The sequence below is a fragment of the Paraburkholderia sp. NPDC080076 genome, assembly GCF_050281145.1.
In the GTDB taxonomy this organism is placed as follows: domain Bacteria; phylum Pseudomonadota; class Gammaproteobacteria; order Burkholderiales; family Burkholderiaceae; genus Paraburkholderia.
The window spans coordinates 517,248-543,171 of sequence record NZ_JBNNWQ010000004.1; the positions used below are offsets into that span (position 1 = coordinate 517,248).

Annotated in this window: 25 protein-coding genes and 2 tRNA genes; 18 read left to right on the forward strand and 9 right to left on the reverse strand. The window is 64.6% G+C overall.

The features are described 5' to 3' along the window. The first annotated feature begins 51 nt into the window (after positions 1-51). The 5 genes from moaA (at position 52) to ACQKRQ_RS19380 (ending at position 4,010) form a co-directional block, all read left to right on the forward strand. Positions 52-1,161, forward strand: a complete 1,110-nt coding sequence (gene moaA, locus ACQKRQ_RS19360; protein WP_408181054.1) for a GTP 3',8-cyclase MoaA — start codon at positions 52-54, stop codon at positions 1,159-1,161. Positions 1,162-1,171: 10 nt separating this feature from the next. Continuing rightward, the gene (gene mobA / locus ACQKRQ_RS19365; RefSeq protein WP_427478806.1) at positions 1,172-1,786 is read left to right on the forward strand and encodes a molybdenum cofactor guanylyltransferase MobA; all 615 of its coding nucleotides are present in this window, start codon (positions 1,172-1,174) and stop codon (positions 1,784-1,786) included. Positions 1,787-1,860: 74 nt separating this feature from the next. Next, the gene (gene moeA / locus ACQKRQ_RS19370; RefSeq protein ID WP_427478808.1) at positions 1,861-3,162 is read left to right on the forward strand and encodes a molybdopterin molybdotransferase MoeA; all 1,302 of its coding nucleotides are present in this window, start codon (positions 1,861-1,863) and stop codon (positions 3,160-3,162) included. An 87-nt stretch (positions 3,163-3,249) separates the two neighbouring features. Then, the gene (locus tag ACQKRQ_RS19375; RefSeq protein ID WP_006053283.1) at positions 3,250-3,525 is read left to right on the forward strand and encodes a hypothetical protein; all 276 of its coding nucleotides are present in this window, start codon (positions 3,250-3,252) and stop codon (positions 3,523-3,525) included. Further along, complete coding sequence (locus tag ACQKRQ_RS19380; protein ID WP_427478810.1) at positions 3,525-4,010, forward strand: N-acetyltransferase family protein; 486 nt, start codon at positions 3,525-3,527, stop codon at positions 4,008-4,010. Before ACQKRQ_RS19375 ends, ACQKRQ_RS19380 begins: the two co-directional genes overlap by 1 nt. A gap of 35 nt (positions 4,011-4,045) precedes the next feature. Here ACQKRQ_RS19380 and ACQKRQ_RS19385 read toward each other — a convergent pair whose 3' ends face one another. From ACQKRQ_RS19385 to pncB, 5 genes are all read right to left on the reverse strand, one after another. After that, entirely contained in the window at positions 4,046-5,494 is a 1,449-nt protein-coding gene (locus tag ACQKRQ_RS19385; RefSeq protein WP_427478812.1) for a DNA recombination protein RmuC, read from the reverse strand. Beyond that, the gene (locus tag ACQKRQ_RS19390) at positions 5,491-6,480 is read right to left on the reverse strand and encodes a 2-hydroxyacid dehydrogenase (RefSeq protein ID WP_427478814.1); all 990 of its coding nucleotides are present in this window, start codon (positions 6,478-6,480) and stop codon (positions 5,491-5,493) included. Before ACQKRQ_RS19390 ends, ACQKRQ_RS19385 begins: the two co-directional genes overlap by 4 nt. Before the next feature lie 42 nt (positions 6,481-6,522). Next, positions 6,523-7,953, reverse strand: a complete 1,431-nt coding sequence (locus tag ACQKRQ_RS19395; RefSeq protein WP_427478816.1) for a sodium:proton antiporter — start codon at positions 7,951-7,953, stop codon at positions 6,523-6,525. A gap of 79 nt (positions 7,954-8,032) precedes the next feature. Beyond that, positions 8,033-8,695, reverse strand: coding sequence for a LutC/YkgG family protein (locus tag ACQKRQ_RS19400; protein WP_427478818.1), 663 nt, complete (start codon positions 8,693-8,695; stop codon positions 8,033-8,035). 137 nt (positions 8,696-8,832) lie between these two features. Continuing rightward, positions 8,833-10,029 (reverse strand): nicotinate phosphoribosyltransferase, encoded by a 1,197-nt coding sequence (gene pncB / locus ACQKRQ_RS19405; protein WP_132373554.1) that lies wholly within the window; start codon positions 10,027-10,029, stop codon positions 8,833-8,835. A gap of 303 nt (positions 10,030-10,332) precedes the next feature. On the opposite strand from pncB, the gene fdxA reads away from it, so the two are divergent. The 8 genes from fdxA to ACQKRQ_RS19445 all read left to right on the forward strand — a co-directional run bounded on the left by fdxA (position 10,333) and on the right by ACQKRQ_RS19445 (position 14,937). Then, positions 10,333-10,656 carry a ferredoxin FdxA gene (fdxA, locus tag ACQKRQ_RS19410; protein WP_064268471.1) on the forward strand — a complete coding sequence of 108 codons (324 nt, stop codon included), beginning with the start codon at positions 10,333-10,335 and terminating at the stop codon, positions 10,654-10,656. A gap of 116 nt (positions 10,657-10,772) precedes the next feature. Beyond that, positions 10,773-10,848: transfer RNA gene (locus ACQKRQ_RS19415), tRNA-Asn, on the forward strand. Between the two features lie 77 nt (positions 10,849-10,925). Continuing rightward, positions 10,926-11,001, forward strand: a tRNA-Asn gene (locus tag ACQKRQ_RS19420). Positions 11,002-11,220: 219 nt separating this feature from the next. Then, positions 11,221-11,697, forward strand: a complete 477-nt coding sequence (locus tag ACQKRQ_RS19425; RefSeq protein ID WP_132373553.1) for a CreA family protein — start codon at positions 11,221-11,223, stop codon at positions 11,695-11,697. A 99-nt stretch (positions 11,698-11,796) separates the two neighbouring features. Further along, a complete protein-coding gene (locus tag ACQKRQ_RS19430; RefSeq protein ID WP_427478821.1) occupies positions 11,797-12,627 on the forward strand; it encodes an AraC family transcriptional regulator in 831 nt (276 codons plus the stop codon). A 174-nt stretch (positions 12,628-12,801) separates the two neighbouring features. After that, the gene (locus ACQKRQ_RS19435) at positions 12,802-13,563 is read left to right on the forward strand and encodes an AzlC family ABC transporter permease (protein ID WP_132373551.1); all 762 of its coding nucleotides are present in this window, start codon (positions 12,802-12,804) and stop codon (positions 13,561-13,563) included. Next, a complete protein-coding gene (locus ACQKRQ_RS19440) occupies positions 13,560-13,883 on the forward strand; it encodes an AzlD domain-containing protein (RefSeq protein ID WP_427478824.1) in 324 nt (107 codons plus the stop codon). Before ACQKRQ_RS19435 ends, ACQKRQ_RS19440 begins: the two co-directional genes overlap by 4 nt. A gap of 283 nt (positions 13,884-14,166) precedes the next feature. Then, complete coding sequence (locus tag ACQKRQ_RS19445) at positions 14,167-14,937, forward strand: DUF4088 family protein (RefSeq protein WP_132373549.1); 771 nt, start codon at positions 14,167-14,169, stop codon at positions 14,935-14,937. Positions 14,938-15,114: 177 nt separating this feature from the next. Here the strand turns inward: ACQKRQ_RS19445 and ACQKRQ_RS19450 are convergent, their stop codons facing one another. From ACQKRQ_RS19450 to ACQKRQ_RS19460, 3 genes are all read right to left on the reverse strand, one after another. After that, entirely contained in the window at positions 15,115-17,268 is a 2,154-nt protein-coding gene (locus tag ACQKRQ_RS19450; protein ID WP_427478826.1) for an ATP-dependent helicase, read from the reverse strand. 237 nt (positions 17,269-17,505) lie between these two features. Continuing rightward, the gene (locus ACQKRQ_RS19455; RefSeq protein ID WP_408181067.1) at positions 17,506-17,769 is read right to left on the reverse strand and encodes a hypothetical protein; all 264 of its coding nucleotides are present in this window, start codon (positions 17,767-17,769) and stop codon (positions 17,506-17,508) included. Positions 17,770-17,868: 99 nt separating this feature from the next. After that, positions 17,869-18,321: a hypothetical protein gene (locus ACQKRQ_RS19460; RefSeq protein WP_132373546.1), complete on the reverse strand. Its 453-nt coding sequence runs from the start codon at positions 18,319-18,321 to the stop codon at positions 17,869-17,871. 332 nt (positions 18,322-18,653) lie between these two features. Here ACQKRQ_RS19460 and ACQKRQ_RS19465 point away from each other — a divergent pair, with 332 nt between their 5' ends. From ACQKRQ_RS19465 to fumC, 5 genes are all read left to right on the forward strand, one after another. After that, positions 18,654-18,872 carry an RNA-binding S4 domain-containing protein gene (locus ACQKRQ_RS19465; protein WP_168669560.1) on the forward strand — a complete coding sequence of 73 codons (219 nt, stop codon included), beginning with the start codon at positions 18,654-18,656 and terminating at the stop codon, positions 18,870-18,872. A gap of 249 nt (positions 18,873-19,121) precedes the next feature. After that, positions 19,122-20,534 (forward strand): MATE family efflux transporter, encoded by a 1,413-nt coding sequence (locus tag ACQKRQ_RS19470; RefSeq protein ID WP_427478829.1) that lies wholly within the window; start codon positions 19,122-19,124, stop codon positions 20,532-20,534. Positions 20,535-20,930: 396 nt separating this feature from the next. Next, a complete protein-coding gene (gene panS, locus ACQKRQ_RS19475) occupies positions 20,931-21,890 on the forward strand; it encodes a ketopantoate/pantoate/pantothenate transporter PanS (RefSeq protein ID WP_427478831.1) in 960 nt (319 codons plus the stop codon). 333 nt (positions 21,891-22,223) lie between these two features. Continuing rightward, entirely contained in the window at positions 22,224-23,843 is a 1,620-nt protein-coding gene (locus tag ACQKRQ_RS19480) for a phospholipase D family protein (protein WP_427478833.1), read from the forward strand. Between the two features lie 15 nt (positions 23,844-23,858). Beyond that, positions 23,859-25,259: a class II fumarate hydratase gene (gene fumC / locus ACQKRQ_RS19485; RefSeq protein ID WP_132373542.1), complete on the forward strand. Its 1,401-nt coding sequence runs from the start codon at positions 23,859-23,861 to the stop codon at positions 25,257-25,259. Between the two features lie 140 nt (positions 25,260-25,399). Here the strand turns inward: fumC and ACQKRQ_RS19490 are convergent, their stop codons facing one another. After that, positions 25,400-25,906, reverse strand: a complete 507-nt coding sequence (locus ACQKRQ_RS19490) for an acyl-CoA thioesterase (RefSeq protein WP_132373541.1) — start codon at positions 25,904-25,906, stop codon at positions 25,400-25,402. Positions 25,907-25,924 lie beyond the last annotated feature (18 nt).

Genomic DNA, 25,924 nt, shown 5'->3' on the forward strand with positions numbered 1-25,924 from the left:
TATCTAGCTTTAATTTCAAGCACTAACCGACGCCATTCATCGAAGCAATTCATGTCCCGACGCATCATCCCTGTTGCCGATCTCAGTGCCGTGCCGGTCATCGCCGGCCCCGTGCAGACGCCCAGCGGCGCGCTGCACGACACGCTTGCGCGCCCGCTGCGCGACCTGCGCATTTCGGTCACGGATCGCTGCAATTTTCGGTGCGTGTACTGCATGCCTCGCGCGGTGTTCGACAAGGACTACACGTTTTTGCCGCATAGCGCCTTGCTGAGCTTCGAGGAAATCGAACGGCTGGCGCGGCTGTTCGTCGCACACGGCGTCGAAAAAATCCGTCTGACGGGCGGCGAACCGCTGTTACGCAAGAATCTGGAATTCCTGATCGAACGGCTCGCGCAACTGACCACGCCGGCGGGCCGCCCGCTCGATCTGACGCTGACCACCAACGGTTCGCTGCTGGAACGCAAGGCGCGCAGCCTGAAAGACGCCGGTTTGAGCCGCGTCACGGTGAGTCTCGACGCGCTCGACGACACGCTGTTTCGCCGCATGAACGACGCCGACTTCGCCGTCGGCGACGTGCTGGACGGCATTGCCGCGGCGCACGCGGTGGGCCTCGCGCCGGTCAAGGTCAACATGGTCGTCAAGCGCGGCACCAACGACAGCGAAATCGTGCCGATGGCGCGTCATTTCAAAGGCTCGGGCGCGGTGCTGCGCTTTATCGAATACATGGACGTCGGCACGTCGAACGGCTGGAACATGACTGAAGTGCTGCCGTCCGCCGACGTCGTCACGCGCATCGCCGAGCACTTCCCGCTCGCGCCGCTCGAAGCGCACAGCGCCGCCGAGACCGCGCAGCGCTGGGGTTACGCGGACGGCAGCGGCGAGATCGGCGTGATTTCGAGCGTGACACGCGCGTTTTGCGGCAGTTGCACGCGAGCGCGTCTGTCGACCGAAGGCAAGCTCTACTTGTGCCTGTTCGCGTCGTCGGGTCACGATCTGCGCGCGCTGGTGCGCAACGGAGCGAGCGACGCCGACATCGCCACCGCCATCGCCGAAATCTGGCAGGACCGCGGCGACCGCTATTCGCAATTGCGCGGCAGCGCCTCGGCCGATTCGGGCGCGCGGGATGGCCGCCGCGTCGAAATGTCGTACATCGGCGGCTGAGCGGCGGCGCATGAAGCCGACGCGCGAACACATTACCGGTTTGTTGCTCGCGGGCGGGCGCGGCATGCGCATGGGCGGCGCCGACAAGGGCCTGCAACTGCTGCACGATGAGCCGCTCGCCGCCCACGTGCTCAAGCGCCTCGCGCCACAAACCGGCGCCCTCCTGATCAGCGCCAATCGTCACCCTGAGGCTTACAGCGCACTCGGCGCGCCGTTCGGCGCCACGGTGGTGGCGGACACCCTGGCCGGATTTCCGGGCCCGCTGGCGGGCCTGCTCGCCGGGTTGCGCGCAGCCGGCACCGCCTATGTACTCAGTGCACCCTGCGACTCGCCGTGGCTGCCTGACGACCTCGCCGAGCGCCTCGCGCACGCGCTGGACTCGAACGGGGCCGATATCGCCACGGTCACCACCACCGACGCGCACGGCCAAATGTCCCTGCATCCCGTCTTCGCGCTCTTGCGCACGAGTCTCGCGGACGATCTCTCGGCTTTCCTGGCAGCCGGCGAGCGTAAAGTTCGCGCGTGGTACGCGCGCCACAAGACGGTGGAAGTCGTCTTTACCGACGAGCGCGCGTTTTACAATATCAATTCGCTACAAGAACTCGCCGACCTCCAGCGTGATTGAGGCCCCGGTTGAAATCCCGCTCCGGCCGCACGGCAACCGCCGCTCCCGCCTTCGGTCGCGACGCCCAGCCCTTCATGACCACGCTTAACGAATTTTCCCGCTGCGTCGCGCAGTACGATCCTCACGCGCTACCTGTGCCGGCCGCTCAGGCGATTGTTCGTCAGTGGGCCGCGCCGATCACGGCCGTTGAACGCGTGGCCTTGCGCGACGCGCTCGACCGCGTGCTCGCGGCCGATATCGTGTCGCCGATCGACGTCCCTTCGCACGACAACTCCGCCATGGACGGCTACGCGTTCAACCGCGCGGCACTCGCCACCGGCGCGACCACCGTCGAACTGGCGGTCGTCGGCAAGGCGCTGGCCGGGCATCCGTTCGCGGGCCGCGTCGAGGCCACGCAATGCGCGCGTGTCATGACCGGCGCCTGCATGCCGGCCGACTGCGACACGGTCGTGCCGCAGGAACTCGTCGAGCGCGGCGCCGATTCCGTTTCGATCCGCTTCGCGGCCAACGCCGTGGCGGGCGGCGCAAACCGGCGCCTCGCCGGCGAAGACCTCGCGCGCGGTCATGCCGCGCTGCGGGCGGGCCGCATCATGCGCGCGTCGGACCTCGGCTTGCTGGCGTCGCTCGGCATCGGCGAAGTCAATGTCAGGCGGCGTTTGCGCGTCGCCTTCTTCTCGACCGGCGACGAATTGCGCTCGCTCGGCGAACCGCTCGATCCGGGTTGCGTGTACGACAGCAACCGCTACACGCTCTTTGCCATGCTGCGGCGCCTGAACGTCGACACGCTCGACCTCGGCGTGGTGCGCGACGAGCCCGCCGCGATGGAAGCCGCCTTGCGCAGCGCCGCGGCGAGCGCGGACGTGGTGCTGACCTCGGGCGGCGTCTCGGTCGGCGAGGCGGATTTCACCAAGCAACTGCTGCAAACTTTCGGCGACGTCGCGTTCTGGAGTCTCGCCATGCGCCCGGGCCGCCCGCTTGCATTCGGCCGCGTCTGGTCCGGCGAGCGGCCGGGTGTCGGGCTTCCCGCGTTATTCTTCGGGTTGCCGGGCAATCCGGTCGCCGTGATGGTGGCGTTCTATCAGATCGTGCGAGAAGTGCTGCTGCTGATGTCGGGCGCCACGCCGCAACCGCTGCCGGTCATTCACGCCATGAGCCGCCGGGCCATCCGCAAACGCGCCGGGCGCACCGAATTCCAGCGCGGCGTAGCCGAACAGGATGCGCGCGGACAATGGCACGTCACGCCGACCGGATCGCAAAGCTCCGGCGTGCTGAGTTCGATGAGCGAAGCGAATTGCTTCATCGTGCTCGGGCACGATGAAGGCGAGATCGCCGAAGGAGAGCGCGTCGCTATCATGCTGTTCGACGGTCTCATCTGACGGCTGACGCACGGCTGAGGCAACGTACCCGCCGGCGTTGACTTGCAGCTTTACCCATTACCACTACGACACACGGGTTTGACTTACATGAAAAAACAGATCTCGTTCATTGCACCGGGACAGACGGCCAAAGCACTGATCCTTGTGTACCTGACGTTTTCGGTGCCGATCGTGCTGCTGGGCGTGCTGGTCGCGTTCGTGCGCTATGGTTCGGTGGAACTGAGCACGGTGTTCAGCGCGCTGCTGCTGAACGCGATTCTCGGTTTCATCCTGCTGTGGATCGCATGTCATGCGTACAACTGGGTGGCGTCGCGCTTCGGCGGCATTGAAATCCAATTGACCGACGCGCCGGAAGAGGCGTAATGCCCGCGACGATCCGCGCCGCCGCGCCCGCGGACACCGGCGCCATCTTTGCGCTGATGTACGAACTCGCGCAATTCGAAAGCCTCACGCATGTCTTCGTCGCGACCGAAGACGGTTTGCGCGACGCGCTGTTCGGCGCGCGGCCTTCGATCGAGGCACTGGTAGCGGAGAATGAAGGACGCATCGTCGGCTATGCGCTGTTCTTCCACAATTACTCGAGTTTCGTCGGCAAGCGCGGGCTGTATCTCGAAGACGTCTATGTGCAACCCTCGCAACGGGGTAGCGGTCTCGGCACCGCGCTGTTGCAACGCCTCGCCGCATTGGCGGTGGAACGGCAATGCGGGCGGTTCGAATGGACCGTGCTGGATTGGAACCAGCAGGCCATCAGCTTCTATGAAAAGATGGGCGCCTCTGTCATGCCGGATTGGCGCGTGGTGCGTCTGGCGGGTGAGGCGCTTGAACGGTTGGCGGCTGCAAGCGCCTGAATCGGCGCTGCGACCAAACCGCTAGCCCCACTCTGTTATTGCTCGTCAGGATCCACGCCCGACAGCGCATCGCCGAGCAACCCGCTCGCCTCCTCCCCTGGCAATGCCTCGACATCGCGCAATCTGCGGCTCATGACGCGCGTGCGCGTCTCCGCCGCTTCGATAGAGCGCGTGACGGTTTCCAGTTGCGCCTTGGTCTTGGCCAGCACATCGCCGAATTTGCCGAACTCCGTTTTCACGGCGCCGAGGACCTGCCACACCTCGCTCGACCGCTTCTCGATCGCGAGCGTGCGGAAACCCATCTGCAAGCTATTGAGCAATGCGGTGAGCGTAGTCGGCCCTGCAATCGTCACGCGATAGTCGCGTTGCAGCAGGTCCGTCAGGCCTGGCCGGCGCAACACTTCCGCATACAGGCCTTCGGTTGGCAGGAACAGCAGCGCGAAGTCGGTGGTGTGCGGCGGCGACACGTACTTTTCCGCAATCGTGCGTGCCTCCGCGCGAATCCGCGCTTCGAGCGCGCGTGATGCTTCTTCCACCGCGACCGGGTCGGCGCGCTCCTGCGCTTCGATCAGACGCTCGTAATCCTCGCGCGGAAACTTGGCGTCGATGGGCAGCCAGACAGGCGTGGCCGCAGCGCCTTGCTCCGCGCGGCCCGGCAGCTTGATCGCAAACTCGACGCGCTCCGCGCTTCTTGGCACCGTCGCAATGTTCTTCGCGTACTGGTCGGCAGTGAGCAGTTGCTCCAGCAGCGCTTCCAACTGCACTTCGCCCCACGTGCCACGCGTCTTCACGTTGGTGAGCACCTTCTTCAGATCGCCGACGCCGGCCGCCAGCGTCTGCATCTCACCCAGGCCGCGGTGCACCTGTTCGAGCCGGTCGGAAACCAGCTTGAACGATTCGCCCAGCCGCTGTTCGAGCGTGGCATGCAGTTTTTCGTCGACGGTGCGGCGCATTTCGTCGAGCTTGACCGAGTTGTTCGCCTCGATATCTTTGAGCCGCTGTTCGATGGTCGCGCGCACTTCGGCGAAACGGCGGTCGTTCGCCTCGGTGAGTTGCCCCAGTTGCAGGCTCAGCGTATCGCCGAACTGTTTGAGCGAGCGGCCCTGCTCCTCGCGCGCCTGCTGGGCCTGCGCCTGCAGACTGTGACGCACGGCGTCGAGTTGCTGCGCGAAACCGTCGATCTTGCCGCCCTGCACCGTCGTCATGCTGCTGAACTGCGCGGCCAGCGTCTGCTGAAAATGCGCAAAGCCGCCGCTCTGTTCGATACGCGACACGCGCGCCGTCTCGGTGATGTCGTTGCGCAGTTGCCGCTCAAGCCGTTCGTAAGCGTGGGCTTGCGCGTCGGCCGTGGCGTCCATGCGTTCGTTGAGCAACTCGAACTGCTCGTTGTCCTCCGCGCGGCCATGAGCGCGCATCAGCAAAACCAAAGCGATAACCAATGCGACCGCCAGCACGGCGACGGCCGCCACCAGATACATTGTCATGAACGCGCCTTGCCGATGACGTCGGGGTTGACCGGATTCAGCGGCCGGCCCGCGCGCGGACCTTCACCCAGGCCCGCGATCAGATTGTCCGCGGCGAGATTCGCCATGGCGCGGCGCGTGGCTTCGGTCGCGCTGGCAATGTGCGGCGTGAGCACGACATTCGGCACGCTGAGTAGATCCTGATTCAGATTCGGCTCGCCTTCGAACACATCGAGACCGGCCGCTGCAATCTGCTTCGAGCGCAACGCCTCGACGAGCGCGACGTCGTCGACGATGCCGCCACGCGCGATATTCGTGAGCGTCGCAGTCGGCTTCATCAACGCGAGTTCGGCCGCGCCGATCGTGTGATGGTTCTCCTTCGTGTACGGCAGAACGAGCACGACGTGATCGGCACGCCGCAACAGGTCCTGCTTCGATGCATACTCGGCGTTCAGCTCGGCCTCGATCTCGGGCGCGACGCGCGAACGATTGTGATAAATCACCTGCATGTTGAAGCCCTTCGCGCGACGTGCGAGCGCCTGGCCGATGCGGCCCATGCCGATCACGCCGAGCGTCGAGCCGTGCAGATCGCTGCCGAGAAACGCGTCATACGCCCACTTCTGCCATTGGCCCGCGCGCAGCCAGTGTTCCGATTCGGTGATGCGGCGCGCCGCCGCCATCATCAGCGCCCAGCCGAAGTCCGCGGTCGATTCGTTCAGCACGTCCGGCGTATTGGTGCCTAGCACGCTAGCCGCGTTGAAGGCGGCCATGTCGAAGTTGTTGTAGCCCACCGCCATATTCGCCACCACGCGCAGACGCGGCGCCGCCGCGAGTTCGGCCGCGCCGACCGGGTCGCCCGCGGTCAGCGCGCCGTCCTTATCCGCGAGACGGCGCGTCAGTTCGTCAGCGGACAATACGTCGCCCTGATTCCAGTCGACGTCGAAATACTGTTTGAGCCGTTCGATCACATCGGGAAAGATCGGACGGGCGACGAGGATCTTCTGCATTGCAATTCTCCGTATAGCGCGTCGAGTTCGATTGCCTCGGCGTCAAAAAAAGAGCCAGCCGGTGACGAGAAAAAGCGGCAACAACACCACGGCGGACCAGCCCAGATAGGCGAAAAAGCCCGGCATGCGAACGCCGCGCGATTCCGCGATTGCCTTCACCATGAAGTTCGGCGCATTGCCGATATACGTGTTCGCGCCCATGAACACGGCGCCGGCCGAGATCGCCGCGAGCGTGGTGGCGCCGGTGGTCATGAGCGTCTGCGCGTCGCCGCCGGCCAGGTTGAAGAACACCAGGTAGGTCGGCGCGTTGTCGAGAAACGAAGATAGCAGCCCGGTCGCCCAGAAGTACATCAGATCGTGCGGCTGGCCCGACGCGTCGTTGACCAGATGGACGATGCCCGCGAACGCACCCGCCTCGCCGGCGCGCAGAATCGTGATGACCGGCGCGATCGTCACGAAGATGCCGGCGAACAGTTTGGCGACCTCTTCGATCGGCGCCCAGTTGAAGTCGTTGCCCGCGCGAGCCGCGCGCGGCGTGAGCGCCAACGAGAGTAAGGTGACGCCGATCAGCGCGGCATCGCGCACGGCATTTTGCAAAGCCACGTGCGTGCCGAACACGTCGAACTCCACGCCCGGTTTCCACAGCCCGCTCATCAGCACGAGCGCGATCACGGCGGCGAGCAATACGAAATTGATCTTGCCATCGATGCCGAGCGGCGGCGTGTCGGGCGTCGGATCGAGAAAGCGCGAGCGTTCTTCCTCGCGCCGATGAAAGTAGTACGAGTCCAGCGCATAGAACGCGATCAGTAGCACGCCGCAGACGAACAGCATCGGCAGCGCGAGATGCGTGGTGGTCCAGAAGAAACTCACACCCTGCAGAAAGCCGAGAAAGAGTGGCGGGTCGCCCAGCGGCGAAAGCGAGCCGCCCGCGTTGGCCACCAGGAAGATGAAAAAAACCACCACATGAACGACGTGCTTGCGATTGTCGTTGGCACGCAGCAACGGACGGATTAGCAACATGGCCGCGCCGGTCGTGCCCATGATGCTCGCGAGCAACGTGCCGAGGGCGAGGATCGCCGTGTTCAGGCGCGGCGTGCCATGCAGATTGCCGCGCACGCAGATGCCGCCTGCCACCGTGTAGAGCGCCATCAGTAACACGATGAACGGAACGTATTCTTCGAGCATCGCATGAACGAGCGTGCCAAATGCGACGCCGCTACCGTAGCTCAGCGCGAACGGCACGAGAAATACGAGCGCCCAGGCCGCCGCAATCTTGCCGAAGTGGTGATGCCAGAACGCCGGCGCGATCAGCGGAAATACCGCGATCGACAGCAGCACGCCCGCGAACGGCAGCCCCCACAGCGCCGACAAAGTTGCGCCGTCGAGCGTGGCGGCCGACGCAAATTGCGGCCAGCCGGCCAGCGTCAATGCAGCCGCGAGCCCCATGCCAGTACAAACGGCACGTCCTTTCATAGAATTGAAGTCCTTGTTATTGCCCGCAGCCGCGCATCGGAGCAAGCGTCCCGATGCACCGCCGAGCCGCGCTTGCCGCTCAGGCGCCCTGCACGACGATCACATGCACCCGATAAGGCCCATGCGCGCCGAGCACGATGGTCTGTTCGATATCTCCGGTACGCGAAGGCCCGGAGACGAAATTGACTGCGCGCGGCAGTTCGCCGCGCTCCTTGCGGATCAGTGCGAATGCCTCTTCATGACCCGAGACGATGCGCGAAGCCGGCACAATGGCAATGTGCGTTTCCGGCAGCAGACCGGCCGACGCATACGTTTCCGGCCCGGACAGCAGCACTAGCGTGCCGGTCTCGGCGGTCGCGCAGAAGCAGCCAGTGAGACCGACCACGTCGCCGTCTTGCGGCTTGCGAAATTCGACAATGAGGCCGGCTTCGGCCCATTGCAGATCCTGCAGCGTTTGCCAGGCGATGGCCTGCAGCGGCAACGCGTGTTGCGCGAGGTAGCGATGCGCCGCGGCCGGCACGTCGCTCAGTGCTTGCACCGAGTCGACCGTGGTGGCCAATTTCTGCGCTTCTTCGATGAAGCGCGCGACGAGGTCGACTGGCATCTCCGGCCGCGGGCCAGCAGGATGGCGCGCCAGGTAGTCCGCGGCGGCCTCGCGCTCGGAAACGGACGGCTCGGGTTCACGCCCTTGCGCCGCGCGGATACGCGCCAGGATGTTGCGGCGGGCAATCGATGTGTCCATGTGCGAAATCCTCGTGTCGACAGCCGTGCGATATGGTGAGAATTATACCGGCCGCCCTGCGCGCGAACACCCTGGCCGAACGGGCTATTGCCGCGTGTCGAACACGGGCCTTACGCTATAGCCAGCTACGAACCGCATTACTTCGCCGCCTCTTCCTCGGGCTGCGCAATGCCGAACACTTGACGCAGATATGCGAGGTAAGCCTTGTCTTCGCACATGTTCTTGCCCGGCGAGTCCGACAGCTTCGCCACCGGCTGACCATTGCAGCGAACCATCTTGATGACGATCTGCAGCGGGTTGTAGCCGAGGTCGTTGGTCAGATTCGTGCCCACGCCGAACGCGAGCTTGCAGCGGCCACGGAAGCGCTCATAGAGTTGCAGCACCTTGGGAATGTCGAGCGCGTCGGAGAACACGAGGATCTTGGTGCGCGGGTCGCAGCGGTTCGCTTCGTAGTGCTTGAGCAGGCGTTCGCCCCAGTCGAACGGATCGCCGGAATCGTGGCGCGCGCCGTCGAACAGCTTGCAGAAGTACATGTCGAAGTCGCGCAGGAACGCTTCCATGCCGTAGACGTCCGAGAGCGCGATACCCAAGTCGCCGCGGTATTCCTTGGCCCACATTTCGAAGCCGAAGATCTGCGAGTCGCGCAACCGCGGACCGAGCGCCTGGCACGCCTGCAGGTATTCGTGCGCCATCGTGCCGAGCGGCGTGAGGCTGTGCTTCATCGCGTAGAAGACGTTGCTGGTGCCGGCGAACTGCTCGCCGAGGCCTTCTTTGAGCTTGAGGATCACTTCCTCGTGCCATTGCTTCGAGAAGCGCCGGCGCGTGCCGTAGTCGGCGATCTTGCAGTCGGCGAATTCCGGACGCGCGCCGAGCAGCTTGATCTTATCGACGAGACGGCCGCGTCCTTCGCTGTAGTCCGGCTTCTGCTGGGTGTTGCGGAAGTAGACTTCGTTGACGATCGCGAGCATCGGAATCTCGAACAGGATCGTATGCAGCCACGGACCCTTGATCTCGATGTCGATTTCGCCATTGCCCTTCGGCGACGGTTCGATCGAAATGTATTTTTCGTTCAGATGGAACAGCGCCAGAAACTCGATGAAGTCGCCCTTGATGAAGCGCATGCGCCGCAGGTAGTCGAGCTCGTCGTCGGTGAAGCGCAGCTTGCAGAGCTTGCGCACTTCGTCGCGAATCTCGCCGATATACGGCACGAGATCGACATTCGGCGTACGGCAGCGGAAGCGATACTCCACATTCGCCGCGGGAAAGTGATGCAACACCACTTGCATCATCGTGAACTTGTACAGATCGGTGTCGAGCAGCGAAGTAATAATCATGATGGTGCGAACTGGACTGCGGAAAACGGAAGGTCTGACACGAAAGGCCCGACTCACCCATGCGCGTACGGCACGCCCCGTGCGCGCCGACCTGACGCATGTTACCCGAATGCGCCGGCGTTCAGCGCGCCGGCGGACGCCCGCGCAGCGCGCCCCAAGGACGTCCCAATGCGGACGCCATAAACTAATCACGAAAACGTATAAACGGTCTTGTGCGATGCTGCATGCGCCTCTTGACGTTACGATACAATAGCGCTTTTGGCGTTTCCGCCTCCCCAGATACCGCATGCAGGAGCTGCCTGAATGACTCACGTTGTGACCGAAAGCTGCATCAAGTGCCGCTATACCGACTGTGTCGATGTGTGCCCGGTGGACTGCTTTCGCGAAGGTCCCAACTTCCTCGCGATCGACCCCGATGAATGCATCGACTGCGCCGTATGCGTGGCCGAGTGCCCGGTGAACGCCATTTATGCCGAGGAAGACGTGCCGGGCGACCAGCAGAACTTCATCGAACTGAATGCCGATCTCGCGAAGAACTGGCCGAGCATCACCAAGACCAAGGCGCCGCTGCCGGAGGCCGACGAGTTCAAGGACGTGAAGGAAAAGCTCGAGTTGCTCGTACGCTGAGCCTCGCTGTCTGCCGCGTGCGCAGCCGAATTCGAATGAAATCGAGATGAGCACAAGGTATTGACAGGCGCTTAAGCTCCTCCTACAATTTCGTTTCTCTGCTGTTGTTGTTCTGTTCCTCGATAGCTCAGTCGGTAGAGCGCCGGACTGTTAATCCGTAGGTCCCTGGTTCGAGCCCAGGTCGAGGAGCCAAGAATTGCAAAGGCCCGTTAACCAAGACGGGCTTTTTTATGTAGATCAAGTTGTAGTTAATCAAGCTGTACTGCTGTTCCTCGATAGCTCAGTCGGTAGAGCGCCGGACTGTTAATCCGTAGGTCCCTGGTTCGAGCCCAGGTCGAGGAGCCAAAAAATTTGAAAGGCCCGCATCCGTGCGGGCCTTTTTCTTTTTGCGCGCCGCACGGTGCCGAGCCATGCCACCGTGGTCGATACCAAGCTCGCGCCGTTCCAGCGAACCTGTCGCCCGGGAGCATCGGCCCTCTCACCCACCGGCCGTTATACGATGACGATTTCCTGGCGCACGTCTTGCGCTCAACCCAGGCGCTCAATTTCCGGCAATCCCATCCCATGAAACCCACTTTGTTGCGTATCGCGCTTGCGGCGGCCGCCGCCCTCCTGCTGCCTTCGGCACACAGCGAAGAAGTCGGCAGCGTCAATACCAATTTTCGCGTCACGGGCTCCGATCGCGTAGTCGTCGAGGCCTATGACGATCCCGTGGTTCAAGGCGTGACCTGCTACGTGTCGCGGGCGCGTACCGGCGGCGTCAAGGGTACGCTCGGCATCGCGGAAGACCCCACGGAGGCGTCGATCGCCTGTCGTCAGGTGGGCGAAATCCACTTCACGGGCCCGGTGAAGAAACAGGCTGACGTGTTCTCGGTGAGCATGTCGTTCATCTTCAAGTCGCTGCATGTGGTGCGGGTGGTCGACGCGAAACGCAACTCGCTGGTGTATCTCACCTATAGCGACCGGGTGGTCAGCGGCAGCGCGAAGAACAGCGTGAGCGCCGTGCCGGTGCCGGCCGGAACAACGATCCCGGTCAAGTAGGCGCCGCCCTACGGCAAAACGCAGCCGGCCGACTCATCAGCGCATGAGGCGGCACCGGTCGCGACGCGTTACACTGACCGGTCCAGCCGGACCTTCGCCATGACCGCCTCCCATCGTTTCCAGGATTCCGCCCGCTACTGGCGCACGCCGCTTCTGCCCGGCGCGGACCTGCTCACGGCCGAATATCACGATCACGAGTTCACACCGCATTGGCACGACGCGTACACGATTCCGGTGATCGTGGCGGGCGCCGAGGGTTACCGGTATCTCGGTTCCGACTATGTCGCCGAGGCCGGCAGCGTGCCGATCATCAATCCCGGCGAGTTGCACACCGGCTCGAAGGCGGTCGAGGCGGGCTGGCGGTATCGCGTGATGTATGCGCCGGTGGACTTCATCCACGCTCTCGCCGACGAAGTCAGCGGCAAGCCGCAGGCCTTGCCGTGGTTCGCGCCCGGCGTGATCCGCGACCCGGATCTGGCCGCGCGGCTGGCGCGCGCGCATCGTCTGCTGGAAGCGGGCAACGACGCGCTCGCTGCCGAGGCCGCCATGCTCGACGCCTTGTCCACGCTGCTGGTGCGCTACGCGCAAACGCAGCCGGCGCATTCGCGCCTCGCCCCCGACGACACTCGCGTGGCGATCATGCAGGAGCGCCTGACGGGCGACCTCGTCGAGCCGGTCACGCTCGCTGAAGTTGCCCAGGCGGCGGGACTCTCGCCGTTCCACGCAGCGCGTCTTTTCACCCAAACGACTGGTCTGCCGCCCCACGCGTGGCGCAACCAGGTGCGCTTGCAGCGCGCGCTCGCGCCACTGCGCGCTGGCGTTTCCGTCACGGATGTCGCCGCCGCCAGCGGCTTCACCGACCAGAGCCATTTCACGCGACACTTCCGGCGCATGTTCGGCGTGCCGCCGGGACGCTGGCAAGGCGTCTGACACCGGCGCTGGGGCGCGGCTTGCTGGCAACCTCTGCGTGCCACGCTACGTGCTCATTCCGGCGCAAGATACGGCCTCGCGCCCACGCTCCCGCATCAAACCACCCCCATCCGCAAGAACGTACAAGCCCCGCCCGGCCGCCGCCGCTATGCTTCCCGAATCAAGGAGGCTAGATTGACCCATTCCACCGCAGGCCAGCCCACGAGCTCAGGCCATTTCAAAGAGTTCACCGCCGGCGCGCGCGACATCATTCCGATGATGGTCGGCGCGGCGCCTTTCGGCGTCATTTTCGGCACCCTCGTCGCATCCGGCCCGCTGCATCTATGGCACGGCCAGTTGATGTCGCTCGTCGTGTTCGCCGGCTCCGCGCAGTTCATCGCGCTCGGCCTGATCGCCGGACACGCGAGTTTCGCCGTGATCTGGGCGACCACGCTCGTCGTCAATTTGCGGCACGTGCTGTACAGCGCGACGCTCGCACCGCACGTCGCGCATCTGCCGACACGCTGGCGCTGGGTGCTCGGCGCGCTGCTCACGGACGAAGTCTTCGCCGTCGCGTGGGAGCACTACCGGCATCGGGAACCCGGCACGGTCGGCCCGCACTACTTCTTCGGCGCCGGCTTGGCCATGTACCTGAACTGGCAGCTCTGGACCGTCGCCGGCCTGCTGTTCGGCGCGGCTTTTCCGGGCCTGCAATCGCTCGGCCTCGATTTCGCCATGGTCGCCACCTTCATCGCGATCGTCGTGCCGCAACTCGTCGCGCTGCGCTATATCGCGGCGGCCGTCACCGCGGGCACGCTGGCCTTCTTCTGGCAGGCGTGGCCATACAAGCTCGGGTTGCTCGGCGCGGTGTTCGCCGGCGTGGCGATCGGCGTGCTGCTATCGACGTCGCGGCCCAACCTGCGCGGCACGGGCAAAACCGCGGAGGCGTCGCGATGAACTACGTCGTCCTGATTCTCGGCATGGCGGCCATCACGTGGGTGATTCGCGCCGCCGTCTTTGTGCTCGGCGACCGGTTGGTGTTTCCGCCGCTCGTGCGCACCGCCCTCGGCTTCGTGCCGGTCACCGTGCTGACCGCGATCATCGTGCCAATGGCGGTTTCGCCGCACGGCAGCGACGCCGAGCTGACGTGGCGCAATCCGCAACTGGTCGGCGCGCTGGCTGCGGTGTTTGTCAGCGCGTTGACGCGGCGGCCGCTTCTGACCATCGCCGTCGGCCTGACCGTGTTTTTTGTCTGGCAATGCGTCGTGCTCAAATAGGCGCACGCCGCTTTCATGCCGGCATCGGCGTCGTCCGGCTCGCGCCACCCGCGCGCAAGCACGGCGACGCTTCCCTCTAAAGCGGGCGCCCCGCCCCGTACTCCCTTAAGTTTCCCGTCAATCCGCCGTTATGCAGTCGAGGTCCGCTCGTCGGGATACGTCCCGCTGGTTACGCGGCATCAGGCAGGAATCAAGCGCGCCGGCATCGAACGCCGCGCCTCCCAGGGCCCGCGTGGCCGGGCGGCGTGGCGAGGCCGCGCGGCAGGACCAAACGGGATAACACATGGGTCAAATCACCCTCACGCTCAAAGACGAGACCATCGCGACACTGCGCAAGGATTTCGACGCTTTTCTGCGGGTATCGCTGAAGCTCGATCCGCAGTTCGCGACGCCGTCGTTTGAGGATTTCTTGCGCGCCAAGCTGCTCGACAATATGGTGCCGCTGACCGAACACGCGGTTCAGCGGATGTTGCAGGGCGGCCAGTACGCCTGGGCTAAACGCACGCTGGACAAGGAGTTTCCGGATGTCGTCGCGATTCTGATGCGGCAGGCGGGCGAGTTCGGCTTCGGCTTCGCGGCCCGCTCGGAATGGACGCCGGAAGAACTCGCCAAGCAGTGCCGCGACTGGGCGGCGGCGATCGTCAAGGAAGCGGAAGGCGACGCCGTGCTGATCGACCCGCTCGCGGCGCAGATCAAGAGCGCGGCGCAGGACATTCAGGCGCTCGAGGAAGTCATGCAGACGCCGGCGTGGCGGCTGGTGGAATCGTTGCGTCAGCGCGTCTACGAGGCCAAGGTGGCGTGCGAAACGAGCGTGGGTAGCACCGCGCGCGAAAAGCTCGGCGAACTGCGCGGGCTGCTGCGGCTCGGCATTTCGCACGGCTCGTTCCAGAAGCAGGAAGCGCAGCAGATCATGGAGTTCCTGCGCCTGCTCAAGCCGGAGATTTTCGTGGAAGAGCCGTACGACGTGTTTTCGCGGATGGCGGCCTGGCTGCGCAATTTCTTCGTGCCGCCGCGTCCGGCGCCGCAGCAACAGCAGCAACGGCAGTCGCGCTGACGCTAAAGACCCTCGAAAACCTCCACAGGGTCACCGATAGCCAACGGCGGCAACCCGCCGCCGCTCAAGAGACGTATCGCCTACCAACGGACCAGGCCAACGGTCTTCCCCCGCGTTTGCTGCTCGACGTTGATCGCGTTACCGCTGTCACGCACGGGAGCGCGCGCCGTCGCGCTCTTAATCCCACATCTTCCTGAGTTTCGCCCCGATTTCGATCTTCGCCTGCGCCGCCGCGGCCAGCCCGGCCGCCGTGGGCGCGCTCGGAACCGGCACGCGCGGCCATGCATAGGCGTCGAAGAGCGGCATCAGATGCGCGGGAATGAAGCGCGTACGCGACGCCCACACGTGACGATCGCCCATATGCGTCTGGTTGTGCACGTAAAAGCGCTGCGGCACGACGATATGCAAGTCCTCTTTCGCGCGCGTCATCGCCACGTAGAGGAGGCGCCGCTCCTCGTCGATTTCCTCTTCGCTGCCGGTGCCGAGATCGGACGGAATGCAGCCGTCCACGCCGTTCAGCACGAACACGTTGCGCCACTCCTGCCCCTTCGCCGAATGGATCGTGGAGAGGATCAGGTAATCCTCGTCGATGAGCGGCACACCGGATTCGTCGCTGGTGGCGTCGGGTGGATCGAGCGTCAACTCGGTCAGAAAGCGTTCACGCGATGGATACGTGCCCGCGATGCTCTCCATCTGCAACACGTCCGCATGACGGATCGCCGCGTCCTCGTGATTGCGCTCGAGATGCGGCTCGTACCAGCGCCGCACCATTTCGAACTCGGCGGGCCACGGCGTCTGGCGCCCGTACACGCTCGACATCAGCTTGACGAACGGATGCCAGTCTTCTTGTGCGCGAGCCGGCGCGGTGAAGGCGGCCAATGCGCCGCCGGCGGTGTCGGCGGGATTGCCGCTGCCCGCGCGAGCGACGATCTCGTCGAGCACCTTCGCCGCGGTGGCCGGCCCGACGCCCGGCAGCAACTGCACGACGCGAAAGCCGGCGACGCGGTCGCGCGGATTTTCCGCCCAGCGCAGCACGGCGAGCACGTCTTTCACGTGCACCGAATCGAGAAACTTCAACCCGCCGAACTTCACGAACGGAATGTTGCGCCGGGTCAGTTCGATCTCCAGCGCGGCGCTGTGATGCGCGGCGCGGAACAGCACCGCCTGCGACTTGAGCTTCATGCCCTGTTCGCGCGCTTCCAGCACTTGCTCGACGATGTAGCGTGCCTGGTCGGCTTCGTCGGCGACGGTCACGAGACGCGGGCGCTGCGCCGACGCCTTGTCGGTCCACAAATTCTTCGTGTAGCGCTCGCTGGCCAGTTCGATCACCGCGTTCGACGCCGCCAGGATCGGCGCGGTCGAGCGGTAATTGCGCTCGAGCGTGACCTGTTTGGCCGGCGGATCGAAGTGCGCGGGGAAATCGAGAATGTTGCGCACGGTCGCGCCGCGAAACGAATAGATCGACTGGGCGTCGTCGCCGACCACGGTCAGGCCGCGGCCGTCCGGCTTCAACGCGAGCAGGATCGACGCCTGCAAGCGGTTGGTGTCCTGATATTCGTCGACCAGTACGTGGTCGAAGCGCGCCGACAAGTCGGCGGCGATTCCCGGCTCGGCGGCCATGTGCGACCAGTAGAGCAGCAGGTCGTCGTAGTCGAGCACGCTCTGTTTCTGTTTCGCCTCGACGTAGGCCGCGAACAGCATGCGCAGATCGGCCTCCCATTCACGGCACCACGGGAACGCCTTGTCGAGCACCTGGCCGAGCGACGCGCCGGTGTTCACGACGCGCGAGTAAATCGCAAAGCACGTGCCCTTGGCCGGGAAACGCCGCTCTTTCGCCGACAAGCCGAGTTCGTGGCGCACGAGGTTCATCAGGTCGGCGGAATCCTCGCGGTCGTTGATCGTGAAGGCCGGCGCGAGGCCGATCAGATCCGCGTACTCGCGCAACAGCCGTGCGCCGACGCTATGGAAGGTGCCCGACCACGTCAGTCCTTGCGCCAACGCGGCTCGCGAACCGAGCGCCGCGCCGGCGATGCGTGTGACGCGCCGGGTCATTTCGAGCGCCGCGCGGCGCGAAAAGGTCAGCAGCAGGATGCGGCGCGGATCGGCGCCCTTCACCACCAGATTGGCGACCCGGTGCGCGAGCGTGTTGGTCTTGCCGGAACCGGCGCCCGCGATCACCAGTAGCGCGCCGAGCGGCGCGGTGGGCGTGTCGGCGCCGTAGTCGACGGCTTCGCGCTGCGCGTCGTTGAGCTTCGCCAGCCAGGCGGCGGTGTCGGACGTCGAGGACGTCGGGGACGGCGAGGGAGGCGCGGATTCGGCGACTGAGAGCACGATTGATTTGGGCGTTGGATGGATTCAGAGCGGCGACGCATACTGTATATCCATACAACTAGCGCAGACAAGCGACCCTTTTTTAGCCGCATGCACTGTCTGCATTTTCAAGCGGCCGCACGGGCGAAGACCAGCGCAAAAAATGGCCCGTCGCACGAATGCGCACGGGCCATCTTTCGCAGGCAGAACATCGCGAGGCGTTCATGCGCCCCGCGTCTGCCGCTGCCGCGAAGCCTGTTATTGCTTCTTCGCGTCCTTCAAATTAGCGTCGGCGCTGGCCTTGTCGGCGTCGGCCTGCGCGTCGGTCTTCTTCTTGTCGGCCTTGGCCTGCGCGACAGACGCCTTCTTGTCCGCCTTCGACTGTTCCTTGGCCGCCTTCTTGTCGGCATGGGTAACCGGCGCCGCGGCCGGATCGCTAGCCTGCGCGAACGCACCCGACGACAGGCAACCCGCGATCAAAGCGGCGACAAGCGTGGTCTTCGTGGACTGGGTAATGCTCATGCGATACCTCCGTTGAAACGAGATGCCCGGAACTGAAAGTCCGTTAAAGCGGCCGCGGCGGCAAACCGCGCCGCCACGCCGCTTGATCAAAACTCAGCGTTAGTGCTTGACGTCGGCGCCGTCCGACTGGTCACCCGTCTGGCCTTGCATGTTCATCTTCATCTCATTGTTGGCGGTCTGCTTATCCGCCTTCTGGTTGATCTTGGCGTCACGCACCTGTTCCTTGTACTGAACCTTGGCGGCCTTCTGCTGATCCTTCAGCTCCGCCTTGGATGCCTTCTTCGACGCACGATATTCGGCGTTAGCCTTCGCATTGGCGTCGCGCTTCTGCACCAGCGGATCGGTCGAGCCCGACGCCGTCAGACGCGTCGGCGGCGGCGTCACCGGTTGCACGCCCTGCGCGGCAGGGGCGGTCGCGGTATCGGCGCCTTGCATCTGAACCTGCGGCTGGCCGTCCGTACCCGCTGCCGGTTGCGCGGTCTGCGCAAGCGCGGCCGTGGAAGCAAGAGCCGTAAGGGCGGTACCGATCAGAAGCGTACGAATCTGGGTCATGGCTAATCCTCTCTAAAGTTGTTGTGACGCGGGCGACCTGTCCGGCGCTGCGCATTTGAGCCGCTGCATTTGAGTCACTGCATGAGCGCGCTCTGCGTGCCTCGCCCGGTCTGCTCGCTGCCAGATAAAAATCCAGCAGGCTTTCCCTACTGATCTGCACTTTACGAGTGAAGTTCGTGTTTTACGACCGTCGTTACGGAACGTTTCACTTTCTGACAATCACATAACATCTGCTTGCAGATGCTCACACGACGACGGCGCACACCGCGAACTTCATCCAGGGCAAGCTTCTGGCTTATGATGCGAACCCTTTGCCTGAAGGTGCAAACGCCATGCCCAACCTCGATTTCACGCTCACCGGCGACTACGTCGAACTGCACAATCTCCTGAAGATAACGGGGCTGGCGGACAGCGGCGGGTCGGCAAAAATGATGGTCGCGGACGGTGCGGTCACCGTCGACGGCCGGCTCGAAACGCGTAAAACCTGCAAGATTCGCGCGGGTCAGGTCGTGCTGCTCGGCGATACGCGGATCGCAGTCCACGAGGCTTGACACGCGGCCCGTCGCCCGCAGTCCGAGAACTCGGAGCAACGCGCGCACCAAAATCGTGCCTCTTCCATCGACATCGCCGCGCCCAAGCAATAAGCTGTCAGTTTCGACAAACAAACAATCGGCTGACATACCCGGCTGGCGCCTGCCTCATGCATTCGCCGAGGCTCATCGAGCCGCCGCCCTCGCCTGCGCCCGCGCGCTCGTCGCGCCCGCCGTCGCGCTGTCGCCACTTCCGCCGCCAAGCGCTCCATGACTCAATCCGGCATCACCCGGGTGGCCGCCCGGCCGCCGACCCTGACCCGCCACGCGGCGGATACCGCGCGGCTCGCCGCGCCGCTCGCCATCGCGCAACTCTCGCAAATGGCGATGGGCGTCACCGACACGATCCTGCTCGGTTCGCTCGGCCCGGACGCGCTCGCGGCCGGCGGCCTCGGCGCGAACCTGTTTTTCGTGGTGGTCACGCTGCTGCAAGGCGTGCTGACCTCGGTCAGCGTGAGCGTGTCGCACGCGCGCGGCGCTCAGGACGAAGGCCGCGTGCCGCACATCTACTGGACCGGCTTTGTGCTGTCCGTGCTGCTGTCGGTGCCGGCGTTCTTCCTGCTCTCGTTCGCCACGCCGATCCTGCTCGCTTTCGGCGAACCCGTGCTGCTCGCGCACAACGTCGGCGAATATGCGGCGGTGCTGCGCTGGGGCGCGCTCGGCAGCCTGATCGGGGTCGGCCTGATGCGCTCTTTCCTGCCGGCGATCGGCGCGGCCAAACGGCTATTGTGGGTGTCGCTGGTGAGCGTCGGCGTGAACGGTTTTCTCAATTACGGCCTGATTCACGGCGTCTATGGCCTGCCGCGGCTCGGCTTTCTCGGCTCGGCCGCCGCGACCTCGATCACCGTCTGGTTGAGCGCGCTCGTGTTGATGGCGCTGTTGCATTTGCGCCCGCGCTATCGCCATTTCGTCGTCGCCACGCGGCCTGACGTGCCGCTGATGGGCGAACTGTTCGGCATCGGCTGGCCGGTCGCGATCACCTACGGCGTAGAGTCGACGCTCTTTCTCGCCACCGGCCTGATGGTCGGCCTGCTAGGCGAGTCGCAACTGGCCGCGCATCAGATTGCGTTGAATGTGGCCTCGGTGGCCTTCATGGTGCCGCTCGCGATCGGCCAGGCGGCCAACGTGCGCGTCGGCTTCTGGTCCGGCGCCGGCCAGCCGCTCGCCGCGCGCCACGCCGGTTTTGTCGCGCTCGCGCTCGGCGTCGCCTTCATGACGCTGTCGGGCCTCGTGCTGATCGCCGCGCCGCACTGGATCGTCGGCCTCTATCTGCATCTCGACGATCCGGCCAACGCCGCCACGGTCACGCTCGCGAGTTCGCTGCTCGGCGTGGCGGCGATCTTCCAGATCGTCGATGGCATGCAGACGGTCGGCTCCGGCTGTCTGCGCGGCCTGAAAGACACCCGCGTACCGATGATCGCCGCCGCCTTCGGCTACTGGGTGATCGGTTTTCCGACCGGCTACACGCTGGCGTTTCACTTCGGCCTCGGCGCGCGCGGTTTGTGGTGGGGACTCGCGGCAGGCCTAGCGAGCGTCGCGCTGCTGATGACGCTGCGCTTTCATAAACTGAGCTTGCGGCGCGTGCCGGCCACGTCTAGCGTGTCGCCGGTTAAATCCGCCTGAAGCCGAGCTTGTGGCGCGTATTCGCTGCGCTCGCCACGCCGCCGGGCAAACGCGTTCAAAGCTGAACCAACGCCGCAGTCCACCCACGCTCGCCACACCGCCCGCCAATCCCGTTTGAACGATGCCCGGCTGGTTGCACGCGCAACCATCGGCGCACGGGAAATACGCCGCGAACGGTAAAATGCAGCGTTCCGGCCAATGGACGCGCACCCGCGCCCATGTGCCGAAAACCCGCTCGCGCGCCTCAAAAAGGCCAGCGCCGCCCGAAGGCTCATCACCCGCCATCAAGGCTTGCCGCTCTCACGCGGCAGACTCTCGCAAGCGCGCCGCCGCCGGTGGCGCGCCGCTCGACCGACCCTGCTTCTCGCGCTAAAACATAACCAAGGACCACACGTCATGCTTGCCCGCGTCACCCGTCTTTTCCCGCTCTGGGCCGTGCTCGTTTCGATTGCCGCGTACTTTTCGCCCGCCTCGTTCTCCGGCATCGCGCCGCACGTCACCACGCTTCTGACGATCATCATGCTGGCGATGGGCGTCACGCTCTCCGTCGCCGATTTCCAGCGAGTCTTCACGCGGCCCGCGCCGGTGATCGCCGGCATCGTGCTGCACTATCTCGTCATGCCTCTGGCCGCCTGGGTGATCGCCAAGGCGTTGCGCATGCCGCCGGATCTCACCGCCGGCATGGTGCTGGTCGGTAGCGTGGCAAGCGGCACGGCGTCGAACGTGATGATCTATCTGGCACGCGGCGACGTGGCGTTGTCGGTGACGATCAGCGCGCTGTCGACGCTGGTCGGCGTCTTCGCGACGCCGCTGCTCACGCGTCTTTATGTGGACGCGTCGATCGCCGTCGACGTACACGGCATGCTGATGAGCATCCTGCAGATCGTCGCGTTGCCGATCGTGGTCGGCCTGATCGTCAATCATCTGTTCGGCAAGATCGTGCGCAAGATCGAACCGATCCTGCCGTTGATTTCGATGGTCGCGATCGTGCTGATCATCGGCGCGGTGGTGGGCGGCACACAGAAGAGCATCGCGTCGGTCGGCCTCGTGGTGATGATGGGCGTGGTGCTGCATAACGGCATCGGTTTGCTCGGCGGGTATTGGGGCGGCCGTCTGCTCGGTTTCGACGAAGCCGTGTGCCGCACGCTCGCGATCGAAGTGGGCATGCAGAACTCGGGCCTCGCCGCGACGCTCGGCAAGCTCTATTTCACGCCGATCGCGGCCTTGCCTGGCGCGTTGTTTTCGGTGTGGCACAACCTCTCGGGCTCGCTGCTCGCCGGGTACTGGGCGGGACGTCCCGCGAAAGGCTCCACGCATATGGATGGCGAGCGGGTGTTGAACGCCGAACGCGGGTAACAGCAAGCCGCGAGGCGCGCCGCGCGTGTCGCGATTACTTCACGACCCCGACGCGTGCAGCGTGCACGATCGGCATTCAATAGCAGCTTCTGCCGGTGCGTCCACGACGTATCGGCAGAGAGCGCAACGCGCGCAGTCGAACGCGAAAGTCCCGTCGCCGCGACCGCGTGCAAGAACGAAAGCCCATCGGCCTGATTCCCCTTAGAATGCATTTCTCGACAGCGTGAGCCAGTCACGCGCTGTCGCCATGAGAAGCCTGCAAACTAGGGGAAAAGCGTGCCGTCGCATCAAGATCAAAGCTGGGCCGCACTGAAACGCACGTGCGCGTTTAGCATGCCCCGAAGGAAGTCCCCTTGGGGGACAACGAGACAATTCTTCCTGCTGTGTTGCGCAACGGTATTTTTGACTGCCTGCGCGACCAGGCCGCCCGCCACCGCATTCGACCGCGAGGTCACTCACGCACTCCCCGCCACGGAAACGACTCCGCTGCACACGGCGCTCACGCCGCTCGAAGCGGCACATCCGGGTCAATCCGGCTTCCGGGTTCTCGCGAGCGGCACCGACGCGTTGCAGATGCGCATCGCGCTCGCGCGCGCCGCGACCAGAACGCTCGACATGCAGTACTACATCGCCAACGAGGACACCACCGGCAAGCTGCTGCTCGGCGCCGCGCTCTATGCGGCCGATCACGGCGTGCGGGTGCGCATGCTGGTCGACGACCTGAATTTCAAGGACATCGACCGCGTGATGGCGGGCTTGAACTCGCACGACAACATCGAGATTCGCGTCTTCAATCCGTTCGGCAGCGCGCAGGAAGGCGTGTTCGAACGCACCACCAACGTGTTCACGCAGATCGGCCATTTCACGCGCCGCATGCATAACAAGGCGATGATCGCGGACAACCAGATCGCGATCGTGGGCGGCCGCAATCTCGGCGACGAATATTTCAGCGCGAGCGAAACGCTGCAGTTCCGCGATCTCGACGTGCTGGCCGCCGGCCCGATCACCGCCGACGTCTCCGCGAGTTTCGACGACTACTGGAACAGCAGCATCGCCTATCCGTTGCGCGTGCTGAACAAGCAGAAGTTCGACGCAAAGGAATTGGACCAGACGCGCGACGAGTTGCGTCAGCACTGGCGCACCAACGCCGATCCGTACAACGCAAAACCGCTGAACGCCACTCCGCTCGCCTCGCAGATCGCCAACGATCAACTCGGCTTGACCTGGGCCCCGGCCGAGTTCAAAGCGGACTTGCCCGAGAAGATCGTGCATCCGTCGCCGGATTATGTGAGTCCGCCGATGCAGCGGCTCGGCGAATTGATGCGCGATGCGCAGAAAGACTTCCTGATCATTTCGCCCTACTTCGTGCCGCACGATGCGGGCGTCAAGGCGGCCGGCGAACTGACGCATCGCGGCGTTCGCATCGCCGTGCTGACCAATTCGCTCGCCGCCACCGACGCGGTCGCCGTGCAGGCGGGCTACAGTCCGTATCGCGTGCCGCTCCTGAAACAGGGCGTCGAGTTATACGAATTCAAGCCGCAGCAGAACACGCCGACCGCGGGCGTTGCCGGCTCGCGTTCGCGCGCCAGTCTCCATGCCAAGACGTATGTGATCGATCGCAAGATTCTGGTGATCGGCTCGATGAACCTCGATCCGCGTTCGGCCAATCTGAACACCGAACTGGCGCTGGTGATCCACAGCCCGCCGCTCGCCGAACAGGTCGCGCAAATCTTCGGTCGCGCCACCGGACCCGAGGAAAGCTATCGCGTCACGCTCGCGGACGAGGCGCAGTTCGCTTATCTGCGCTCGATCGGCGCACCGCTCTCGCCGCTCGTGTGGACCGACGTCGAAAACGGCATGCGCCGCACCTACATATTCGATCCGCAGGCCGGTTTGTACCGGAATGCGCTAACAGGTCTATTCTCCCTATTGCCCGTCAACGCAGAACTTTGAACAGCGGAGTGGAACATGACAGAAGACGTACGAATGGAGCGTGACACGTTCGGCGAGATCGCCGTGCCGAACGCTCGTCTATGGGGCGCGCAGACTCAGCGCTCGCTGCAGAATTTCCGCATTTCGACCGAGAAGCAATCGCCTGAACTGATCACCGCGCTGGCCGTCATCAAGCGCGCCGCCGCCGAAGTCAACCTGGGCCTCGGCGTGCTCGACGAAAGCAAGGCGAAGGCGATCATGCAGGCCGCCGACGAGATCATCGACGGCAAGCATCCGGATGAATTTCCGCTCGCCGTGTGGCAGACCGGCTCCGGCACGCAGACCAACATGAACCTCAACGAGGTGATCGCGAATCGCGCGAGCGAACTGCTCGGCGGCGAGCGCGGCGAAGCGCGCAAGGTGCATCCGAACGACGACGTGAATCGCGGCCAGTCGTCGAACGACGTGTTTCCGACCGCCATGCACGTGGCCGCGGCGTATGCGATCGTCAAGCATCTGCTGCCGGCGCTGAAGACGCTGCGCGATACGCTCGACGGCAAGGCGAAAGCTTTCGTCGACATCGTCAAGATCGGCCGCACGCATTTGCAGGACGCCACGCCGCTCACGCTCGGCCAGGAGTTTTCAGGCTACGTCGCGCAACTCGAGCACGGCATCCGTCACGTGGAATCGGCGCTGCCGCATCTGTACGAACTCGCGCAGGGCGGCACCGCGGTCGGCACCGGTTTGAACGCGCATCCGCAGTTCGCTGACAAGGTCGCGGCCGCCATCGGCAAGCTGACCGGTTTGCCGTTTGTCTCGGCACCGAACAAATTCGAAGTGATGGCCGCGGCCGACGCGCTGGTGTTCGCGCATGGCGCGTTGAAGACGGTGGCGGCGAGCCTGAACAAGATCGCCAACGACGTCCGTTGGCTGGCAAGCGGTCCGCGCTGCGGGCTGGGCGAACTGTCGATTCCGGAGAACGAACCGGGCAGCTCGATCATGCCGGGCAAGGTCAATCCGACCCAGTCCGAAGCGTTGACGATGCTGTGCTCGCAGGTGTTCGGCAACGACGTCGCGGTGAATATCGGCGGCGCGAGCGGCAACTTCGAACTGAACGTGTTCCGGCCGATGATCGCGCACAACCTGCTGCAATCGGTGCGCCTGCTCGCCGACGGCGCGCACAGTTTCAACGACAACTGCGCGGTCGGCATCGAGCCGAATCACGAGCGCATCGACACCTTGCTCAACGAATCGCTGATGCTGGTGACGGCGCTCAATCCGCACATCGGCTACGACAAGGCCGCGAAGATCGCCAAGAAGGCGCACAAGGAAGGCACCACGCTGAAAGCCTCGGCGCTCGCGCTCGGCTTTGTCACCGAGCAGCAGTTCGACGAATGGGTGCAGCCGAAGGATATGGTCGGCAATTCGGCGGGCTAATCGACTGCATAATCACGCACGGGGGCGGCCGGCTTGGCCGGGAGCTGAGGCGCTCCCTGCGCTCCAGCGTGATTCGAAACAACAGCAGGCCGCGCGGATATCGACTTCGCGCGGCCCGCGAGCGGCACTTGCGGCGCCGCCTACACCTTCCCCTGCGCCACCTCTTCCGGCTTCAATTCGACGATCGCGTCTAGCGCTTCCTTCACGTCTATCGCGTACCTGGCGAGGCGTTTCTGTTCGTCCGTATCCGGCACGAAGGCCGGCACGGGCACTGGCTGGCCGTTCTCGTTGACGGCGACCATCACGATCAGGCAATCCGTGGTTTGCAGCAGTTCGCCGCCCTTCGGATCGCCTGCCTGCACCGAAACATGAATGTGCATGCTGGTGCGGCCCGTGGCCACGACCCGGGCGCGCAACTCGACCAGGTTGCCGACCAGAATCGGCCGGCGAAAGCGGATATTGCCCACGCTGACCGTCACGCAATAGCGTCCCGACCACACCGCCGAGCACGCGTACGCCGTCTCGTCGATCCACTTCATCAACGCGCCGCCGTGCACCTTGCCACCGAAGTTGACCGAGCTCGGCTCGGCCAGAAAGCGGAAAGTGGTTTCGGAACGGTCCAGCGGCGCTACGGGAGGGGTGCTCATCTTGACTCCGGTCAATCG

Bases quoted from the DNA above. Each gene is read 5' to 3' on its own strand.
- moaA (WP_408181054.1), top strand. From the start codon at position 52: ATGTCCCGACGCATCATCCCTGTTGCCGATCTCAGTGCCGTGCCGGTC.
- mobA (WP_427478806.1), top strand. From the start codon at position 1,172: ATGAAGCCGACGCGCGAACACATTACCGGTTTGTTGCTCGCGGGCGGG.
- moeA (WP_427478808.1), top strand. From the start codon at position 1,861: ATGACCACGCTTAACGAATTTTCCCGCTGCGTCGCGCAGTACGATCCT.
- ACQKRQ_RS19375 (WP_006053283.1), top strand. From the start codon at position 3,250: ATGAAAAAACAGATCTCGTTCATTGCACCGGGACAGACGGCCAAAGCA.
- ACQKRQ_RS19380 (WP_427478810.1), top strand. From the start codon at position 3,525: ATGCCCGCGACGATCCGCGCCGCCGCGCCCGCGGACACCGGCGCCATC.
- ACQKRQ_RS19385 (WP_427478812.1), bottom strand. From the start codon at position 5,494: ATGACAATGTATCTGGTGGCGGCCGTCGCCGTGCTGGCGGTCGCATTG.
- ACQKRQ_RS19390 (WP_427478814.1), bottom strand. From the start codon at position 6,480: ATGCAGAAGATCCTCGTCGCCCGTCCGATCTTTCCCGATGTGATCGAA.
- ACQKRQ_RS19395 (WP_427478816.1), bottom strand. From the start codon at position 7,953: ATGAAAGGACGTGCCGTTTGTACTGGCATGGGGCTCGCGGCTGCATTG.
- ACQKRQ_RS19400 (WP_427478818.1), bottom strand. From the start codon at position 8,695: ATGGACACATCGATTGCCCGCCGCAACATCCTGGCGCGTATCCGCGCG.
- pncB (WP_132373554.1), bottom strand. From the start codon at position 10,029: ATGATTATTACTTCGCTGCTCGACACCGATCTGTACAAGTTCACGATG.
- fdxA (WP_064268471.1), top strand. From the start codon at position 10,333: ATGACTCACGTTGTGACCGAAAGCTGCATCAAGTGCCGCTATACCGAC.
- ACQKRQ_RS19425 (WP_132373553.1), top strand. From the start codon at position 11,221: ATGAAACCCACTTTGTTGCGTATCGCGCTTGCGGCGGCCGCCGCCCTC.
- ACQKRQ_RS19430 (WP_427478821.1), top strand. From the start codon at position 11,797: ATGACCGCCTCCCATCGTTTCCAGGATTCCGCCCGCTACTGGCGCACG.
- ACQKRQ_RS19440 (WP_427478824.1), top strand. From the start codon at position 13,560: ATGAACTACGTCGTCCTGATTCTCGGCATGGCGGCCATCACGTGGGTG.
- ACQKRQ_RS19445 (WP_132373549.1), top strand. From the start codon at position 14,167: ATGGGTCAAATCACCCTCACGCTCAAAGACGAGACCATCGCGACACTG.
- ACQKRQ_RS19455 (WP_408181067.1), bottom strand. From the start codon at position 17,769: ATGAGCATTACCCAGTCCACGAAGACCACGCTTGTCGCCGCTTTGATC.
- ACQKRQ_RS19460 (WP_132373546.1), bottom strand. From the start codon at position 18,321: ATGACCCAGATTCGTACGCTTCTGATCGGTACCGCCCTTACGGCTCTT.
- ACQKRQ_RS19465 (WP_168669560.1), top strand. From the start codon at position 18,654: ATGCCCAACCTCGATTTCACGCTCACCGGCGACTACGTCGAACTGCAC.
- ACQKRQ_RS19470 (WP_427478829.1), top strand. From the start codon at position 19,122: ATGACTCAATCCGGCATCACCCGGGTGGCCGCCCGGCCGCCGACCCTG.
- panS (WP_427478831.1), top strand. From the start codon at position 20,931: ATGCTTGCCCGCGTCACCCGTCTTTTCCCGCTCTGGGCCGTGCTCGTT.
- ACQKRQ_RS19480 (WP_427478833.1), top strand. From the start codon at position 22,224: ATGCCCCGAAGGAAGTCCCCTTGGGGGACAACGAGACAATTCTTCCTG.
- fumC (WP_132373542.1), top strand. From the start codon at position 23,859: ATGACAGAAGACGTACGAATGGAGCGTGACACGTTCGGCGAGATCGCC.
- ACQKRQ_RS19490 (WP_132373541.1), bottom strand. From the start codon at position 25,906: ATGAGCACCCCTCCCGTAGCGCCGCTGGACCGTTCCGAAACCACTTTC.